This is a genomic window from Caulobacter sp. 05T431 (assembly GCF_056665975.1).
This window is the reverse complement of sequence record NZ_JBFTKU010000001.1, coordinates 181,488-197,916: the sequence shown is the minus strand read 5'-3', so window position 1 is coordinate 197,916 and position 16,429 is coordinate 181,488. Positions and strand designations below refer to the sequence as shown.

The following is a 16,429-nucleotide window of genomic DNA, read 5'->3' as shown; positions in this document are numbered from 1 at the left end:
TTCAAGGATCCCGCCGCCGATCCGCGTGGATCACAGCTGCATCCGCATGATGTCCTGATAGGCCTCCATCATCCGGTTTCGGACCTGCATCATCATCTCGAACGACACGCGGGCCTGCTCGAGCGCGTAGGTCACGCGATGCACGGGGATGGAGTCGTCCAGGGCGAAGGCGGTGGCCAGATTGTCAGCGTCGACCAGCTTCTGATTGACGTCGTCGACGCCCTGCAAAAGCATCTGCGAGAACGAGCCGCCGGTCGCGCGCTGGGGCGCGGCGGGGGTCTGGCCGGCCAGGGCGTCGACCGAGGTGATGGCGCTCAGGGCCTCGACGGGGACCACGCTCACGACCGCTTACCCAGCTCGAGGGCCTTGGCGTACATCTGGCGCGAGATGTTCATGGCCACGATGTTGGCCTCGTAGGCGCGGGCGGTCTTGACCATCAGGACCATCTCCTGGGCATGGTCGACCGACGGATAGGCCACGTAGCCGTTGGCGTCGGCGTCCGGATTGTCGGGCTCGTAGACGCTGCGTGGCGCCGCGTTGGTGGGTTCCAGGCCGTAGACCGTCACCCCTTCCAGCTCGCCGGCCGAAGTCGTCTCGCCGTGGCTCAGATGACCGGCGAAGCTGGTCTTGGGCCCCGACAGCAGGCGCATGGCGCGATAGGGGGCGCCTCCCGCCGTGCGGGTGGTGTTGATGTTGGCCAGGTTGTCGGCGATGACCTCCAGGCGCCGCCATTCGACGTCCAGGCCGGTCTTGCTGATCTCCATCGCGCGCATGGTCTAGCGGCCTCCCGAAATGGCGAGTGCGTTGATCTGCATCTGGCGGCCCAGGATCTCGATTAGACCGGCGTAGCGGGCCGCCGTGGTCGAGGCCGTGGCGGTCTCGAGGTCCAAGCGCATCTCGGGGCCGTAGTCGGCGACTGGCTGGGGTTCGACGTGGAACGACAGGGCGTGGGTCGCCTCCTCGCCCTGGCCGGCGGCGGCGCGCAGCGCCTCCTCGAAGCTGACCCGCACGGGGCGGTAGTTCGGCGTGCCGGCGTTGGCGATGTTCTGGGCGGTGGCGATCTGGCGCATGGACAGGCCGTCCAGCGCCCTGAGCATCACGGTGGCGGAGAGCGCTTCCATGGGGTCCCTACTGAACGATGATGTCGGCGTGCAAGGCGCCGGCCGCCTTGATGGCCTGGAGGATGTTGATCATGCCGCGGGTGTCGACGTGCGCGTGCTTGAGGCCCGTCACCAGGTCGGCGACCGTGGTGCTGGGGAAGCGGATGGCCGCGTCGTCCTTCTCGGTGACCTCGAGCTTGGTGTTGGTGACGATCAGGCTGCGCACCCCGGCGCCGGCGTCGCCGTAGAACATCGGCTGGGAGGCCTCGTTGTCGGTGACGACCGAGACCTTGATGTCGCCCTGCGAGATTACGACGCTTGAAATGCGAACGGCCTCGCCGGCGACGATCGTGCCCGAACGTTCGTTGATCACCACTCGCGCCAAAGATACCGGTGTCACCGTAACGTCTTCGACACGCGAGATCAGGCGATAGACGTCTCCGTCCGGCGCCAGGATGCCCACCGCCCCCGGGTCGCGGACGAAGGCGATGCGCATTCCGGACGCGGCGTTGATCCCGTCGGCGATGCGGTTGGCCGTCGCCGTGTCGGGGTCCTTGAGGATGAAGGTCAGGGTCTTGTCGGCGCCGACCAGGTTGGCGGTCACGGCGTTCTCGACCGTCGCCCCGCCGGGCAGCACGCCCGAGGTGGGGTAGTTCTTCTGCTGGGAGTTCTGATTGTTCTCGAAGTGATAGCCGCCGACCACAAGCGGGCCCTGGGCCAGGGCGTAGCTGCGTTGGTCGGGCCCCAGAAGCGGGGTCATCAGCAGCGTGCCGCCGGCCAGGCTGCGGGCGTCGCCCACCGACGAGATGGCCACGTCGATGTGATCGCCCACGTGGGCCGAAGGGGGCAGGGTGGCGGTGACAACCACCACGGCCACGTTGCGGCTCTGCACCTGGATCGGCGCCACATTGGCCCCCAGGCGGCTGAGGACGTTCTTCAGAGCCTGCTGGGTGACCTGGTTGCGGGGAGAGTCGCCCGAGCCCGACAGGCCGGTGACGACGCCGTAGCCGACCAGGGCGTTGTCGCGCCAGCCCAGGAAGCGGCCCAGGTCCTTGACGCGCACGCCGTCGGCCAGGGCCGGCGAAAAGGTCAGCCCGACGCCCAGGGCGACGACCAGGCCGAGAACGGGGAGGCGGCGCGTCATGGAAGGCCCAGCATGGTCAGGATGTGGTTGACGACGCCGGGACCCGCCCGACGGCTGACGAAGCCGGCCCCGTCATAGTCGATGGCCGCGTCGGCCAGGCGAGTGGACAGCACGGTGTTGTCGCCCGAGATGTCGGCGGGACGGACCTTGCCGCGCAGCCGGATATGGGTCTGCTCGCCGTTGACCTTCAGCATCTGTTCGCCGGCGACCATCAGGTCGCCGTTCGGGGCGACCGACTCGACCGTGACGCTGATCTGGGCGACCAGCTTGCCGGCCCGCTCGGTCTGGGCGGCGGCGTCGAAATCGCCGCTCAGCTCGCCCGAGGCGGACTTGGCGGTCGAGCCCGAGGTGGCACGACCGGCGATGCGATTGGCGCGGCGCGAGCCGTTCTGGGCCGAGTTGGTGGCCGTGGAGTTTTCGTAGATCACCACGGTCAGGGTGTCGCCCGGCCGCTCGGGCCGACGGTCGGCGGCCAGGGAGGGCCAACTGCCGGGGGTGTAGAGATCGGTGGCCGAGGCCGCGCCGGCGGTCAGGGCCAGAGCGGCGGCTAGGGTCGACAGGGCCGTCAGTCGGTGTGCGCGCGTCATCGGGCGATCTCCGGGAAGGTGGCGGCGAAGACGGTTCCGTCGGCGGCCTTGACGAACACCGGGGCGCCGGCCTGGCCCAGCTGCAGGGCGATCACCTGGCGCTCGACCGTCACCGCGCCGATGCGGGCGGCCAAGACCAGACGATCGCCGGCGCGGATGGTGGGCAGGGCGAAGGGCGTGGGCGGAAGGGTCTCGCCGACCGACAGGTCGCGCGTGGCCCTCAGGGCCTTGGCGGCGGGGTCGTAGCGAAGCGGGAGGGCGCCGGGGTCAGCGGGGCAGGCGGCGGGCGAGACGTCGCGCGCCACCGGGACTTCGCCCCGGGCGACGGCGTTGACCACCCTCAGGCACGGGGCGGCGCTCTCGCGCGCCGCGGCGGGCGCGCAGCAGACCGCGCCGATCGCCGCAGCCGCCAAAACCAGATTTCCCCCCGAGGTCATTGCGTTGCGAGCCTAGGCTGAGCCGGTCATCGTTTCAGGCCGTTGGCTATGGCCATCAACTGATCCCCGGCCTGGACGACCTGGGCGTTCGCCGCGTAGGCCCTCTGGGTGATCAGAAGGGCGATCATCTCGTCGCTGAGTTCGACGTTGGAGGTCTCCACCGAGCCCTGGACCAGCACGCCCGCGCCTTCCTCGCCCGGTGCGCTCGCCTGGCCGATGTCGTTCGAGGCCAAGGCGTACACACCGTCGCTCAGCGCCGACAGGCCGGCGGGGTCGTTGACCATCAGCACATCGATCTGGCCCAGCTCCGTGGGCGTGGTGTCACCGTCGACCAGGGCGCGAACCTTGCCGTCGCGGTCTATCGTCAGCGACTGGGCGCCCTTGGGCACCGAGATCATAGCCTTCAGCGGCATGCCGTTGGAGGCGGCCAAGAAGCCGTCGTCATTGACCTTCAGCGATCCGCCGCGCCAAGCCACGCCGGCGCCCGCGGGACCCATCAGCTCGATGAAGCCGTCGCCCTGGATGGCGATGTCCATCGGCTTGCCCGTCTGCTTCAGGTCGCCCTGGCTGAAGATCCGCGCCGAGCCGCCGACCGTCACGCCCGACAGCAGATCGCTCGACCGCACCGCCGCGTCGGCCGTCGCGTCCCCGGCCGCCATCAGTTCCGAGAACCGGGCTTCCGAGCGCTTGAAGCCCAGGGTGTTGATGTTGGCGATGTTGTTGGCCGTGGTGTCGAGCGCACGCTGTTCGGCGCGCAGGCCCGTGGCTCCGATGTAGAAGGCGCCGTTCATGTCAGGGCTGTCCGAAAGAGGTAAGGGCGCGGCCCATCAGGTCGTCGTAGATGTTCACCACGCGCTGGGCGGACTCGGCGCGCCGCAGGGCTTCCATGATGGTGATCATCTCGTCGCCGGTTGAGACGTTGGAGGACTCCAGTTCGCCCTGGCGGACGGAGGGAGCATCGAGGGGGCGGGCCGCGTCGGCCGAGGCCGAAAACAGCCCGCCGACGGCGGGGGCCAGGGCGTGGCGATCTTCGAAATCCACCACGGCCAGTCGAGCCACGGGCTCGCCGCGCTCCAGCACCGTGCCGTCGGCGAGAACCTTGACGTCCTGGCTCTTGAGCACGAGGTCGCCGCCGCTTTGCGTCTGCAGGGCGAAGCCCTGGGGCAGCACCAGCCGGCCTTCATTATCGCGCTGGAATTGTCCCTGGCGAGTATAGAGGATGCGATCGCCCGATCGCACGGAGAAGAAACCGTCGCCCAGGATCGCGAGGTCGTACGGATTTCCCGTGTTTATTTCTTTGCCTGAGGAAAAGTCGACAGCAGAATTCCGCATCGAGCTCGGCGTGGTCGCAGAGTTCGTAGATAGAAATGTTTCGAAACCTGTCCGTCTTTTGAATCCAGGCGTCGAGATGTTCGCCATGTTCTGGGCTGACAGCTCCACCCGCCGCTCGGATTGCGACAGGATGGCCGATGCGGATTCTACTAACGCTTTCATTTACGCTCAAGCTAGCTCGACCTTGGCCGCGCGGGCAAGTTGCATTCGTAAAATCCCGAAATTTGTTTATCGGCATCGGCGGGTTTCGTCGGTTGACGGCGAGCAGGGCCATGCCGGGCTGGCGTTTAAGGCACGCAGCTCTAATCGTCGCCGCGGTCCAGCGTGGCTTTGCCGGGTGCGCTCGGCGTCGTCATATCGGCTTGGCAAGTGGGTTTCGATGATCGCGCTAGAACCCCCCGCGGGATCGGCGGAGGCTGTCCGATCCAGCCCGCGCCGCCGCGCAACGCCACCGTGAAATCGTTGCGAAGGGCGGTGCGCGCGACTATGCGTTGAGCCCAGTAAGCGGTGGAGGGCTGCKGGATGTTCAGTGTCGCGCCCATGCGGTTCGCGGGCCTCGGCGTCTACAAACCCCGGGAAGAAGTCGCTTCGGCGGTGCTGGACGCTCGTTTTGGCCAGGAGGCCGGCGCGACGCGCGCGCAGTTCGGCCTGGACTCCCGGCGCGTCGCGGCCCCCGATGAAACCACGTCGATGATGGGCGCCGCCGCCGCCCGTGACGCCCTGGCGGCGGCGGGCTGGGCCGAGGGTGATTTCGATGTGCTGATCGGCGCCTGCGGTGTGATGGAGCAGCCGATTCCGGGCACGTCGGTGCTGATCCAGCAGGCCTTGGGCCTGGGCCGGACGGGCATACTGGCTTTCGACGTCAATCAGACCTGCCTGTCGTTCCTGATGGCGCTGGACGTGGCGGCCATGGGTTTCGCKACCGGCCGGTGGCGGCGGGCGCTGGTCGTGTCCAGCGACATCGCCTCGGCGGGACTGGACTGGAGCGATCCCGCCGCCAGCGCGATCTTCGGCGACGGGGCGGCGGCGGTCTGCATCGAGGCGGCCGAGGATGTGAAGGGACCGGCGCTGCTCGCGCGGGGGCTGGAAACCTACGGGCAGGGCCAGGATCTGGCCACGCTACGCGCCGGCGGCACCCGCGTGCGGCTCGAGGACGGACTGGAAGCGTTCCAGGCCGCCGCGACCTTTCACATGGACCCCTTCGGCGTGTTCAAGGCCGCCGCCAAACGGCTGCCGCCGCTGATCGACAGGGTGTTGGGCGAGGCCGGTCTGGACCGCGCCAGCGTCGATCTCATCGTGCCCCACCAAGCCAGCCAACCGGGCCTGGAGCACGTGCGCCGGTTGATGGGCGGCGACCCGTCCCGGGTGATCGACATCTTCGCCGATCACGGCAACCAGATCGCCGCCTCCATCCCCTCCGCCCTGCATCGCGCCTGGGCCGATGGACGCCTGGCGCCGGGGACGACAGTGCTGCTGCTCGGCACCGCCGCCGGGATCAGCGTCAGCGCCATGGTCCTGCGCGTATAATGCGCCGAGCCCTTGTCACGGGCGCCACCGGTGGGCTGGGCCTGGCGCTGACCGCCGCCTTGCTGGCCGAAGGCTACGCGGTTCGCGCGACGGGGCGCGACGCCTCGGCCGCCCAGCGCCTTCGCGCCATGGGCGCCGAGACCATCGAGGTCGATCTCGTCGAGGATTCGCACCGCGCGATCGAACTGTGCGCCGGCATGGACGTCGTCTTCCACGCCGCGGCGCTATCCAGCCCTTGGGGTCCCGCCCGGACGTTCGAGCGCGTCAATGTCGAGATGACCCGAACGCTCCTCGACGCGGCGCGCCGGGTCGGCTGCCAGGGTCTGGTCTTCGTCTCGTCGCCCTCGATCTATGCCGAAACGCGCGATCGCCTGGCCCTGACCGAGGCCGATCCCCCCGCCAGCCGCCCCTTGAACGCCTATGCCCGGACCAAGCTGGCCGCCGAACGCCTCGTGCTGGCCGCGAACAGACCGGACTTCTTCACCGTCGCCATCCGCCCTCGCGCGCTGGTGGGCCCCGACGACAAGGTCCTGCTGCCCCGCCTGCTGGACCTCGTCGCGCGCCGGCGCGCGCCGCTGCCCCGGGACGGGCGGGCGCTGGTGGAGCTGACCGACACCCGCGACGCCGCCCACGCCCTGATCCTGGCGGATCGGAGGCTGACGGACGTCGGCGGGCGCGCCTTCAACATCTCCGGCGGCGCGCCGATCAGCGTCCGCGCCTTCGCGCTGGACCTCGCCGCGGTCCTGGGACTGACCTTGCGGATCGTGCCGGCGCCTTGGCCCCTGCTGAACGGGATCGCGACATTGGCGCAGGGCGTGGCGAGCCTCCTGCCCGGCCGGCCGGAACCGCCGCTGACGCCCTACGGCGTGGCGACCCTGGCCTTCTCCCAGACCTTCGATCTGACCGCCGCCCGGCGCGACCTCGGCTACGCGCCCCGCCACGACGCCCGCGCGACCGCGCTTGAACTGGCGCGGCGCCGGAGGGAAGGATCGTGGCCATGAGCCCCGCGTGTTGTGAAATCCATCTGCTGAAGGCCGGCTCGTGCGTGCACCCGGAGGCCGCGGCCCTGAAGGGCGGCAGCCTCTGCCCCGTCGACTTTCCGGCGCTTACGGCCCTGATCCTGCATCCGACGGAAGGGCCGCTGTTGTGGGACACGGGCTATGATCCGGCGTTCTTCCGCGTCACGCGTCGCTGGCCGGAAAGGCTCTACGCCCTCACCACGCCCGTGACGCTGGGCGAGCACGAGCCGGCGGCCCGCCAGATCAGCCGCTTCGGGCTGGGTCCCGACGACATTCGGGGCGTGATCATCTCGCACTTTCACGGAGACCATGTCGCCGGCCTGCCGGCCTTTCCCAAGGCGCGGCTCTATTGCGCGCGGGCGGGCCTGGACCAGATGCGCCGGGTCGGGCGGTTCGCGGGCGTGCGCCAGGGGCTTCTGCCCGGCCTGCTGCCCCCGGACGCCGAGTCGCGCGCCGTCTTCTTCGAGGATCGGCCCAGGCGCCCGCTGCCCTTGGACCTGCGCCCGTTCGAGACCGGCGCCGACCTGCTGGGAGACGGCAGCCTGCTGGCCGTGGAATTGCCCGGCCATTGCGTCGGGCATTGGGGCCTGGCGGTGCGCGGCCTCGACGATCGCTTGCGGCTTTTCGTCGGTGACGCGGCGTGGTCGCTGCGGGCGATCCGCGAGAACCGCCCGCCGCCGGCCCTGACCACCGCGCTCCTGGGGCGAACCGACCGCTATCGCCGCACCCTGGCCGATCTCCACGCCCTGGAAGCGCGCGGGGGCGAGGTCGTGCTGGTCCCCTCCCACTGCCGGGAGGCGGCGGGCGCCGCCGAGACGCCTTGAGTCTCCGTCGCGCCGGCCGCATCGCCGCCGCCTACCTGGACACCAAGCTGTGCGACGCCAGGCTGGCCGATCGCGCGGCCCTGCTGGCGCGCCAACGCCGTCTCTGGGGCCGGCTGGCGCCCGCCCTGGCCCGGACTCCCGCGCTGGCCGCGCTGGCCGGCCGCCCCCTGGACGCCTTTCCCGTGCGCGAGCCGGCCGAGATGCGCGCCGACCTGGGGGCCTGGAACAGTCTGGGGCTGAGCGCCGCCCAGATCCTCGACGCGGCCCAGGCCGCCGAGGAGGGCCGCGAGGCCGACTTGCCCGACCAGGTCCAGGCGGGGTTCTCGACGGGAAGCCAGGGCGGGCGAGGCGTCTTCCTGACCATGGCGGCCGAGCGGGATCGCTATCTGGGGGTCTTGCTGGGGCGCTTGATCACGCCCGGACGCCTGCTGCGACCGATCCGCGCCGCCCTGATCCTGCGCGCCAACAACCGCCTGTACGCCGATATTCAGGCGGCGGGCGCGGCCTTCAGCTTCATCGGCCTGGACATGTCGCCCGAGGCCCAACTGGACGCCCTGCGGGCGTTCGCGCCGACCCATCTGGTGGCGCCGCCCCACGTCCTGGTCGCCCTGGCCAGACGGGTCGAGGCCGGCGCCTGGACGCCGCACCTGGACGGGCTGCTCTACGGCGCCGAACCGCTGGGCCAGCGCGAAGGCGAGCGCCTGGCCCAGGTGTTCGGCCTTTCGCCGGCGCCCCTGTATCAGGCGACCGAGGGCTTCCTCGGCGCCCCCTGCCGGTTCGATACCCTGCACCTCAACGAGGACAGCCTGATCGTCGAGCGCGATCCGGTCGCCGGATCAAACCGCTTCCGGCCGATCGTCACCGACCTGCGCCGACGAGGCCAGCCGATGGTCCGCGTGCGGCTGGACGATCTGATCGAACCCCGATCGCCTTGCCCTTGCGGATCGCCGCGCCTGGCCATCCAGCCGGTCGAGGGGCGCGTCGGCGACATCTGGCGGTCGGGCGAGGGCCTGGTTCTGCCTCGCGAAATCGATGACGCCCTTGAGACGGCCCTGCCGATCTTCGCGTCCTGGCGCGCCGACGCTTCGCCGGCCGGAGTCCGGATCTTCGTCGCGGACGGCGAACACCAGGCGCCGGCCCGCGCCGCGCTTGAAGCGCTGCTCGCGGCGCGTGGCCTGTCGCTTCCGGTCACCACAGAGGTAGTGACTACGGTCGAGACCCGACCCAAACGCCGACGCGTGCGGTGGTTCCCGTGAGCGCGGACGCCGTCATCCTGATCACCGGCGCGCGGGCCCCGGCGGCCCTGGACCTGGCCCGCGCTTTTCGCGCGGCCGGCCGCCGCGTGCACATGGCCGACTGCAGTCCATGCTGGACCGCTCGACTGTCCCAGGCGCCGGACGCCGTCCATGGCTATGCCTCGCCGGTGCATCGCCCGAAGGCCTTCGCGACCGACATCGAGCGCTTGCTCGCCACGCTGAAGCCGACGCTGGTCGTCCCGGCCTGCGAGGAGGTCTTTCATCTGGCCGCCCTGGCCCAGCGGCGCCCCGCCCTGGCCGCGCGCCTCTTCGCGCCGCCGTTCGAGACGCTGCGGACGCTGCATTCCAAGCGCCTGTTCGGCCGCGCCTGCGGCGAGATCGGATTGCCGGTCCCGGAGTCCTGGACGCTGACCGATCCCGCCGAGCTCTCCGGTCTGCCGCCCTCGGCGACCCTGGTCTTCAAGCCGGAATATTCGCGGTTCGGCGTCCACGCCCTGATTCAGCCACGGCCTGAACAGGTCGCGACGCTGGCGATTTCCCACCAGCGTCCGTGGGTCGCCCAGCGCCATGTCGCCGGCATCGAAAGCTCGTTCTACGCGATCGCCCGAGCCGGGCGGCTGACGGCCTTCTGCGCCTATGGCTCGACATGGCGCGAACGCGGCGGCGCCAGCTACGCCTTCGCGGCGTCGGACGCGCGGACCACCGCCGTCCTGCGCGATCTCGCCGTCGCCCTGGCCGCCGGGATCATCCGCGACGGTCAGTTCGCCTGCGACGTCATCTTCGACGCCCAGGGCCGGCCGTGGCTGCTGGAATGCAATCCGCGCGCGACCAGCGGCGCCCACCTCTTCGCTCGGGATCCGGCGCTGGCCCGCGCCTTCTTCGGCGACGCGCCGTGCGTCGAGCCCTCGGACCCGCCGTTCCTCTATCTGGGGCCGGCCTTCGGTCTGTTCGGTCTGCCGGCCGCGCTCCGCGCCGGCCGCCTGGCCGAGTGGAGAACCCTGCGTCGCGACGGGCGTGACGTGATCGTCGCGCCGGGCGATCGCCTGCCCCTCGCCGGCGCCTTGGTCGACAGCCTGGCCTTCGCCGTGAAGGCGGCCGCCTCCGGCCGCAGCCTGGCCGCCGCCATGACCGCCGACATCGAATGGAACGGAGCCGGCGCTTGAACGCCGTTCGCGTCCTGGCCGTCGACGATCCCGATATCGTCTGGGGCGACCCGGCCGTCGGGCGATATGTCCGCGCCCTGGCCAGGCTGAAACCGGCCGGAGCCCTGGACAACGCCCGTTTCGATCTGGCGGCGCTGCAGCTGCGCGATCGCGCCGTTCCCCTGTTGACGCCGGAAGGTCCGCAGGGGTGCTGGCTGACCTCGCCGATCGTCACCTATGGCCGGTCGCTGCGCGACGAGATCGATCGAGACCTGCGGGGCGGCCAGGCTCTCCTGGCTCGCCTGGGGTCGTATCTGGCCGAGGGGCTTCTACGGGCGACGAAGGCCGACCGGGTCGTCTACGTGAACCACCTGCTGTTCTCGACCAGCCTGCACGGCCGCTGGCCGGGCGACGACCTCGACGAAGCCCTGGCGGTCTTGCGCGCGGCCTTTCCGGACCGGGCGATCGTCTGGCGCTCCCTGAACCTGGGCGACCACGCGCCGCTGTTGGCCAGGATGCAGGCGGCCGGCGGGCGGCGCGTGCTCAGCCGGGTCGTGTGGCGGCTGGCCGAGCCTGCCAGGCAGTGGAGCCCGCGCACCGACGTCAAGGCGGATCTGAAGCTCGCCGGCGTCCACGCCCTGGTCGTCGAAGCCGCGCCGTCCCCGTCCCCCGAAGAGCTCGACCGGGCCCTGGCGCTGTACGCCGACATCTACATCGCCAAATACTCCCGCACCAATCCGGGGTATTCCGCGGCCTTCCTGGAGGCCGCCGTCTCGGCCGGCATGTTGCGTCTGGAGTGGGTGCGCGCGCCTTCCGGCCAGATCGTCGCCTTCGCCGGCGACCACGTCTGCGAGCACGAGCTGGCCAGCCCCCTCCTGGGCCATGACCGTTCGCGGCCGCCCGCCGAGGGCCTCTACAGGATCGCCATGGCCCTGTCGGTGCAGCGGGCCCTGGCCGAGGGCTTGGCCGTCAACTATTCGGCCGGCGCCGGCGTCTTCAAGCGCAACCGGGGCGCCACGCCCGCGCTGGAATACCAGGTCGTGTTCGACAGTCATCTTCCGCCTTGGCGTCGGGCGGGTTACGCCCTGCTGGCCAAGGCTCTCGACGCCCTGACCCCGACCCTGGAAAGGATCGCTGCCGGATGACGCCCTATCCCGCCGGCCTGAACCGCACCTGGTTGCCCGTCTGCCTTTCGCCTCAGCTCAAGGCCAAGCCTCTGGCGCGCCAGATCGCCGGCGTCCCCATCGTAGTGTTCCGGGATGGGCGCGGCGCGGTCTCGGCCCTGGAGGACCGTTGCCCGCACCGGAACTATCCGTTGTCGGACGGCAAGGTGGTCCAGGGCGCCCTGCGTTGTCCCTACCACGGCTGGCGGTTCGACGGCACAGGCGCCTGCGTGGAGTTTCCCGGCGCGGGCGAGGGCGTGGCCGTCGACAAGCTGGGCGCCCGACGGTTCGAGACGGTCGAGCGGCACGGCGCGGTGTTCGTGCGCCTCGAACGCGCGGACGCCTCGCCCGAGCTCGTCCTGCCGCCTCTGATCGGCGACCCGGACCACGACCATTTCTGGTGGACGCAACCGCCCTGGCGCGGACGCGCCCTGGACGCGCTGGAAAACATCCTGGATCCGTTCCACACCAATTTCATCCACGACGGCCTGATCCGAGTGAGCGCGCGTCGTCAGCCGGTTCGCCAGACCTTGACCCTGCGGGCCCGTGACTTCGACGTCGCCTACGACCAGGATCAGCCGGACCGGGGCTGGATGTCGCGCCTGCTGGAAGGTGAGCGCGCGCGGAGCGTCGGCCGCTACCTGCCGCCTGTCGTCTTCCAGGGGCGCTGGGAGAAGAAGGAGCGCCTCACCCTGTGCGCCACGGCGTTCTTCGTCCCTGAAACGCCGGACCGCTATCGCGCCTTCGGCTGCTGGACGACCCCGAAGGGCCGCGCCCCGGCCTGGCTCAAGCGCCAGGCGATCCTGGCCTTCGTGCGCCCCGTCGCTGAACAGGATCGTCGCGCCCTGGACAAGCAACACGCGACCATGGCCGCCTTCGGAGGACCCCGGTTCAAGTCAGGCCCCACCGACCGCCTGGCCGTTCCGCTCGCCAGACTCTACCAGGGCGAAGCGCTGGAGCCGGCGGTGGACGGGCCCCACACGATCTGGCTCTAGGCGGGCTGGATCCGCGCCGAGCGCGCCGCCACGGTCTCGCTCCACTTCCACGACCGGCCCCAGCGGGTCAGCGGCTCCTCGATCAGCTTGGTCATGCCCCAACCGACCAGGACGCATAGCGGCAGGGCCAGGATCGTCACCGCCCATTGCTGCGGCGTGACCAGGCCCGGCCGGCCCTGCAGGATCAGGCCGTGCATCAGCCCGAGGATGGGCAGGTGGCACAGATAGATGCAGTAGCTGTTGTTGCCGAAGAACCGCAGGAAGCGCGACTCCATCGTCCTGGCCTCGGGCGCGCCCCTGACCAGCGCCAACAAGTAGCCGGCGCAGCCGATCGCCATGATCAGCGGCGCGAAAACGTCGAAGGCCGACCCGCCCAAGGCCTTGGCGATCCAGACGACGATCAGGGCGACCAGCGGCGTCAGCCGGAGCAGCAGGTCGATCCGCGCCCACGGGACGCGCGACGAGGTCGCCGCCACGGCCGCCAGTATGCCCACCGCCAGCAGGTCACCGCGGCTGGGGAGCAGGATCAGGCCGGCCATGGGGTTGGCGAAATGGAATTCGAAGATCGCCAGGCGCAGGCCGACCGCGAGCGCCACCAAGCCGATCAGGACGGCGGGCAGCCATCGACGCGGCGTGAAGACGATGACCGCGGGGGCGACGAGGTAGAAATGCTCCTCCATCGCCAGGGTCCAGGTGGGCGCCAGCCAGTGGGGCCCGATCGACTGGGTGGCGACCATGAAGGCGGGCTGGCTGAAGGTCAGATAGGCCCAGAGGGGGAAGGCCGGCTCAGCCTCGGACCAGGCGGGGTCGCAAAGCCGGAACAGGCCGAACACCACCAGGACGGTGACCATGTAGGCGGGGATGGTCCGCAGGAACCGCCGCACATAGAAGACCGAGAAGAAGTTCCCGCAGGTCCGCTTCTCCAGGATCAGCCTGCCGACCAGATAGCCGCTCAGTACGAAGAACATGTCGACGCCGACCCAGCCGAACATGAGGGCCGTGACGCCGCCGGTGACCTCGGCGAAGAGGTGGGAAATCAGGACGAACAGGGTCATCAGGCCCCGGACGCCGTCGAGCGCCACGATCCGCCGCGCTTCACCCGCCGAGGCCGGCGAGGACGTATCGGTCGCCGGCGAGGGCTGGGGTTTCTCCAGTGCGACCATGATGCGACCCTCTATCGAGGATTGCAAAATGGCCCGGGATTCTTTTCCCTCGAATTAACAGCCACAGGTAGAAATCGGCCGTAGCTCCGCCGTTCTGGGAGATCGCCCAGGAATCTCAGAAGGTCGGCGTGGACAGCCCTAGAGGTACTTGCTCAGGCTCAGCGACGCGAGCGTGCTGATCATCGAGTAGAGGGCCTCCAGCTGGGTCTGGTACTGGGTGGTCAGCACCGCGGCCTCCGTCAGGTCGGCGCCTTTCAGGTCGGTGACCAAGGCGTCGATGGCGTCGATCTTGGCGGTGTTGCGGTCGGTGATCGTCTGCAGGGACGAGGCTTGGATGGCGATGGTCTCCTGCAGCGTGCCCACGCCGGTCAGCGCCTCCCCCGACAGAGCGTAGGCGCTGGCGATGGCGTCGGTGTCCGTCGGGTTGGCGGCGACCGTGGCGATGGCCCGCGCCAGCTGCTCGAAGGCCGACGAACCGGCCGAGACCGACAGCGACACCGTCTGGCCGTCCGAGCCGGAGAAGGTCCGGCCCGTGGCCGCGCCGCCGTAGTAGCTCGTGTCCGCCCCCGCCGTCGGGTCGTAGCCGGCGGCGGTGAAATCGACCGGGGCCGTGTCGGTGGCCTGGCCCGAGAACAGATAGGTCCCGCCCTGCTGGCTGTTGAGCAGGGCCTGCAGGTCAGTCAGCCAGTCGGCCGCGTACTGGCCGGCCGTGGCGGCGTCCAGGGTCGAGCTGCTCATCATCGAGGACAGCTGGGTCTTGATGGTGGTGGCCAGGTCGGCGATCTCGCCCACCGCCGAATAGGCCGCCTGGACGTAGGCGGCGGCGGACGAGGCGGCGGTGTTGTCGGCGGTCAGGCGGGCGCTCTGATTGCCGAGGGTCAGGATGCTGGCCGTGCTCTGGGCGATCCCGCCGTAGGTCTGGGCCTTCAGGCCCGAGGCGGTCTGCGTCTGCTGGTCGGCCAGCTTGGCCTGGACCTTCAGGCTGGCGGCGGTCATGGCGCTGGTGTGGGCGAAGCTGGCGACGCGGTTCAGCATTTCAGCTCACCATGTTCACCAGCGTCTCGAACAGCGCCTTGGCGATCGAGATCAGCTGGGCGTTGGCTTCGTACTGGGTCTGGTACTGGGTGATGTTGGCCAACTCCTCGTCGACGTTCACCGCCGTCAGGTTCTGCAACCGCGAGACGGCCGCGTCGTTGGCGGCGGTCGAGGCGGCGCTGGTGGTGGACGCGGTCGAGATCAGGGTCGCGGCCTGGGAGACGAAGCTGGACGCGAAGGACGCCAGGCTGACGGTCTTGGCCCCCTGGCTTCCGGTCGCGGCGAACGACACCGAGGCGGTCAACAGGCTGGAGAGCTTGTCGGCGACCGTGCTGTCGCCCGAGGCCAGGGCCAGATCGCCGACCGCCAGGGTCGAGGTCGTCGACAGGGCCGCCGTCGGCAGGCCGCTCGCGTCGTTGGCCAGCCGGGTCGACACGCCGATGTCGGACGCGGTCGAGCCGGTGAAGAGGTCGTTGAAGCCGAACTTCGCCGAGATGGCCGCGCCGTCGTCGGCCAGGGCCACGCCGTTGGCGCTGTCGGTCGTGGCGATGGTCAGCTTGCCGTCCGCGCCGATGCTGGCCGACAGGCCGCTGACCCCGTTCAGCGCCGTGACCAGGTCGCCGACCGTGGCGTAGCTGGAAAGGTCCAGGTCCTGGGTCGAGACCACCTTGCCGGCGGAGTCGGTCACCGCCACGCGCAGGGTCCCGGTCGCCGACAGCGGGTCGGAGGCCGAGACCGTTGCCGCGCTGGTCAGGCTGGCGGGCGCGGGGACCGAGGTCCCGGCGTTGGTCACGGCGTTGACCTGGGTGATCAGGGTCGAAGCGAGTTGGTCCAGCTGGTCCTGCTGGGCCGGCAGGGTCTGGTCGCGCAGGGTGACCAGGGCCCCCAGTTCGCCAGAGGACTGGCTGGCGGTGATGTCCTTGCCGTTCAGCAGGATGCCCGAGATCGCGCCGGGATAGGTCGCGCCCGCGCCCAGCGTGCTCGAGGCGGTGTAGCTGAGCGTGGCGGCCGTGGTGCCCAGCAGGGCGTCGCCGCCGGTGGTGTAGACCCGCAGCTGGTTGTCGGCCGTGACATAGCTGGAGACGCCCATCAAGCCCGACAGGGTGGTCAGGGCCGCGTCGCGCTGGTCCTCGAGGCTGGTGGCGTCGCCGCCCTGGGCGGTGACGGTGGCGACTTGGTCGTTCAGCGAGGCCAGGCTCTTGAGCGTCTGGTTGATCGTGCCGACCGTGGTCTCGATCTGGGTGTTGGCCTGGGTGCGCAAGGCCTGGACCTCGCCGGACAGGCTCCTGATCCCCTGGGCCAGGTCGGCGGCGTCGGAGACCAGCTGGGCCTTGCTGGTGGCGTCGGCGCCGGACGACAGGGCCGTCAGGGCGGTCTGGAAGGCCGAGACCAGGCTGGAGACGTCGTCGCCGGTGGCGGTCGAGCCCAGGGCCGCGTCATAGGACTGCAGGTAGCTGTCGGCCACCGCGTCGCCCCCGGCGGCGGCGGCCGTCTTCAGCACGGTCTTGCTCAGATAGGCGTCGGCGACCCGCAGGATGGTGGCGTCCGACAGGGTCTGGGTCGTGGTGCTGACCGCGCTGGTGACGCTCTTGCGGGTGTAGGTCGCGTCGTCGGCGTTGGCGACGTTGAGGTTGGCCACCGCGATCCGGCTCTGCGACGCCGTCAGGGCCGAGCTCGCCGCGCCGATGATCGAGGACAGCGACAT

Annotated in this window: 18 protein-coding genes; 7 read left to right on the top strand and 11 right to left on the bottom strand. The window is 70.3% G+C overall.

What is annotated here, in order from left to right; translation table 11 throughout:
- Positions 1–30 precede the first annotated feature (30 nt).
- From fliE to AC1U89_RS00875, 8 genes are read right to left on the bottom strand one after another with little or no spacing between them, the layout of a single operon-like run.
- Entirely contained in the window at positions 31–342 is a 312-nt protein-coding gene (gene fliE, locus AC1U89_RS00910) for a flagellar hook-basal body complex protein FliE (RefSeq protein WP_479897762.1), read from the bottom strand.
- Complete coding sequence (gene flgC / locus AC1U89_RS00905; RefSeq protein ID WP_479897761.1) at positions 339–773, bottom strand: flagellar basal body rod protein FlgC; 435 nt, start codon at positions 771–773, stop codon at positions 339–341. The genes fliE and flgC overlap by 4 nt, the downstream gene beginning before the upstream one ends.
- Before the next feature lie 3 nt (positions 774–776).
- The gene (locus AC1U89_RS00900) at positions 777–1,121 is read right to left on the bottom strand and encodes a flagellar basal body rod protein FlgB (protein WP_479897760.1); all 345 of its coding nucleotides are present in this window, start codon (positions 1,119–1,121) and stop codon (positions 777–779) included.
- A gap of 7 nt (positions 1,122–1,128) precedes the next feature.
- Positions 1,129–2,244 carry a flagellar basal body P-ring protein FlgI gene (flgI, locus tag AC1U89_RS00895; RefSeq protein ID WP_479897759.1) on the bottom strand — a complete coding sequence of 372 codons (1,116 nt, stop codon included), beginning with the start codon at positions 2,242–2,244 and terminating at the stop codon, positions 1,129–1,131.
- Complete coding sequence (locus tag AC1U89_RS00890) at positions 2,241–2,831, bottom strand: flagellar basal body L-ring protein FlgH (protein WP_479897758.1); 591 nt, start codon at positions 2,829–2,831, stop codon at positions 2,241–2,243. Before AC1U89_RS00890 ends, flgI begins: the two co-directional genes overlap by 4 nt.
- Positions 2,828–3,244 (bottom strand): hypothetical protein, encoded by a 417-nt coding sequence (locus tag AC1U89_RS00885; RefSeq protein WP_479897757.1) that lies wholly within the window; start codon positions 3,242–3,244, stop codon positions 2,828–2,830. The genes AC1U89_RS00890 and AC1U89_RS00885 overlap by 4 nt, the downstream gene beginning before the upstream one ends.
- A gap of 50 nt (positions 3,245–3,294) precedes the next feature.
- A complete protein-coding gene (locus AC1U89_RS00880; RefSeq protein WP_479897756.1) occupies positions 3,295–4,059 on the bottom strand; it encodes a flagellar hook-basal body protein in 765 nt (254 codons plus the stop codon).
- A 1-nt stretch (position 4,060) separates the two neighbouring features.
- The gene (locus AC1U89_RS00875; RefSeq protein WP_479897755.1) at positions 4,061–4,762 is read right to left on the bottom strand and encodes a flagellar hook-basal body protein; all 702 of its coding nucleotides are present in this window, start codon (positions 4,760–4,762) and stop codon (positions 4,061–4,063) included.
- 360 nt (positions 4,763–5,122) lie between these two features.
- On the opposite strand from AC1U89_RS00875, the gene AC1U89_RS00870 reads away from it, so the two are divergent.
- The 7 genes from AC1U89_RS00870 to AC1U89_RS00840 are packed head-to-tail and all read left to right on the top strand — an operon-like array spanning position 5,123 to position 12,526.
- A complete protein-coding gene (locus AC1U89_RS00870; RefSeq protein ID WP_479897754.1) occupies positions 5,123–6,127 on the top strand; it encodes a 3-oxoacyl-[acyl-carrier-protein] synthase III C-terminal domain-containing protein in 1,005 nt (334 codons plus the stop codon).
- A complete protein-coding gene (locus tag AC1U89_RS00865; protein ID WP_479897753.1) occupies positions 6,127–7,128 on the top strand; it encodes an NAD-dependent epimerase/dehydratase family protein in 1,002 nt (333 codons plus the stop codon). The genes AC1U89_RS00870 and AC1U89_RS00865 overlap by 1 nt, the downstream gene beginning before the upstream one ends.
- A complete protein-coding gene (locus AC1U89_RS00860; RefSeq protein ID WP_479897752.1) occupies positions 7,125–7,970 on the top strand; it encodes an MBL fold metallo-hydrolase in 846 nt (281 codons plus the stop codon). The genes AC1U89_RS00865 and AC1U89_RS00860 overlap by 4 nt, the downstream gene beginning before the upstream one ends.
- On the top strand, positions 7,967–9,226 hold the full coding sequence (locus AC1U89_RS00855; RefSeq protein WP_479897751.1) for a cell division protein FtsA: 1,260 nt from the start codon (positions 7,967–7,969) through the stop codon (positions 9,224–9,226). The genes AC1U89_RS00860 and AC1U89_RS00855 overlap by 4 nt, the downstream gene beginning before the upstream one ends.
- Entirely contained in the window at positions 9,223–10,389 is a 1,167-nt protein-coding gene (locus tag AC1U89_RS00850; RefSeq protein WP_479897750.1) for an ATP-grasp domain-containing protein, read from the top strand. The genes AC1U89_RS00855 and AC1U89_RS00850 overlap by 4 nt, the downstream gene beginning before the upstream one ends.
- Positions 10,386–11,513, top strand: a complete 1,128-nt coding sequence (locus tag AC1U89_RS00845; protein WP_479897749.1) for a hypothetical protein — start codon at positions 10,386–10,388, stop codon at positions 11,511–11,513. Before AC1U89_RS00850 ends, AC1U89_RS00845 begins: the two co-directional genes overlap by 4 nt.
- Positions 11,510–12,526, top strand: coding sequence for a Rieske 2Fe-2S domain-containing protein (locus AC1U89_RS00840; protein WP_479897748.1), 1,017 nt, complete (start codon positions 11,510–11,512; stop codon positions 12,524–12,526). Before AC1U89_RS00845 ends, AC1U89_RS00840 begins: the two co-directional genes overlap by 4 nt.
- Here the strand turns inward: AC1U89_RS00840 and AC1U89_RS00835 are convergent.
- The 3 genes from AC1U89_RS00835 to flgK form a co-directional block, all read right to left on the bottom strand.
- A complete protein-coding gene (locus AC1U89_RS00835) occupies positions 12,523–13,689 on the bottom strand; it encodes an acyltransferase family protein (protein ID WP_479897747.1) in 1,167 nt (388 codons plus the stop codon). The two genes, AC1U89_RS00840 and AC1U89_RS00835, sit on opposite strands and share 4 nt — an antisense overlap.
- Positions 13,690–13,827: 138 nt before the next feature.
- Complete coding sequence (locus AC1U89_RS00830) at positions 13,828–14,724, bottom strand: flagellin (RefSeq protein ID WP_479897746.1); 897 nt, start codon at positions 14,722–14,724, stop codon at positions 13,828–13,830.
- A gap of 1 nt (position 14,725) precedes the next feature.
- Positions 14,726–16,429 carry a flagellar hook-associated protein FlgK gene (gene flgK / locus AC1U89_RS00825; protein ID WP_479897745.1) on the bottom strand — a complete coding sequence of 568 codons (1,704 nt, stop codon included), beginning with the start codon at positions 16,427–16,429 and terminating at the stop codon, positions 14,726–14,728.

Excerpts from the sequence above, each read along its gene's own strand:
- AC1U89_RS00865 (WP_479897753.1), top strand. The coding sequence starts at position 6,127 with ATGCGCCGAGCCCTTGTCACGGGCGCCACCGGTGGGCTGGGCCTGGCG.
- AC1U89_RS00875 (WP_479897755.1), bottom strand. The coding sequence starts at position 4,762 with ATGAAAGCGTTAGTAGAATCCGCATCGGCCATCCTGTCGCAATCCGAG.
- AC1U89_RS00860 (WP_479897752.1), top strand. The coding sequence starts at position 7,125 with ATGAGCCCCGCGTGTTGTGAAATCCATCTGCTGAAGGCCGGCTCGTGC.
- flgI (WP_479897759.1), bottom strand. The coding sequence starts at position 2,244 with ATGACGCGCCGCCTCCCCGTTCTCGGCCTGGTCGTCGCCCTGGGCGTC.
- flgK (WP_479897745.1), bottom strand. The coding sequence starts at position 16,429 with ATGTCGCTGTCCTCGATCATCGGCGCGGCGAGCTCGGCCCTGACGGCG.
- AC1U89_RS00835 (WP_479897747.1), bottom strand. The coding sequence starts at position 13,689 with ATGGTCGCACTGGAGAAACCCCAGCCCTCGCCGGCGACCGATACGTCC.
- AC1U89_RS00890 (WP_479897758.1), bottom strand. The coding sequence starts at position 2,831 with ATGACGCGCGCACACCGACTGACGGCCCTGTCGACCCTAGCCGCCGCT.
- AC1U89_RS00830 (WP_479897746.1), bottom strand. The coding sequence starts at position 14,724 with ATGCTGAACCGCGTCGCCAGCTTCGCCCACACCAGCGCCATGACCGCC.
- AC1U89_RS00880 (WP_479897756.1), bottom strand. The coding sequence starts at position 4,059 with ATGAACGGCGCCTTCTACATCGGAGCCACGGGCCTGCGCGCCGAACAG.
- AC1U89_RS00900 (WP_479897760.1), bottom strand. The coding sequence starts at position 1,121 with ATGGAAGCGCTCTCCGCCACCGTGATGCTCAGGGCGCTGGACGGCCTG.
- AC1U89_RS00840 (WP_479897748.1), top strand. The coding sequence starts at position 11,510 with ATGACGCCCTATCCCGCCGGCCTGAACCGCACCTGGTTGCCCGTCTGC.
- flgC (WP_479897761.1), bottom strand. The coding sequence starts at position 773 with ATGCGCGCGATGGAGATCAGCAAGACCGGCCTGGACGTCGAATGGCGG.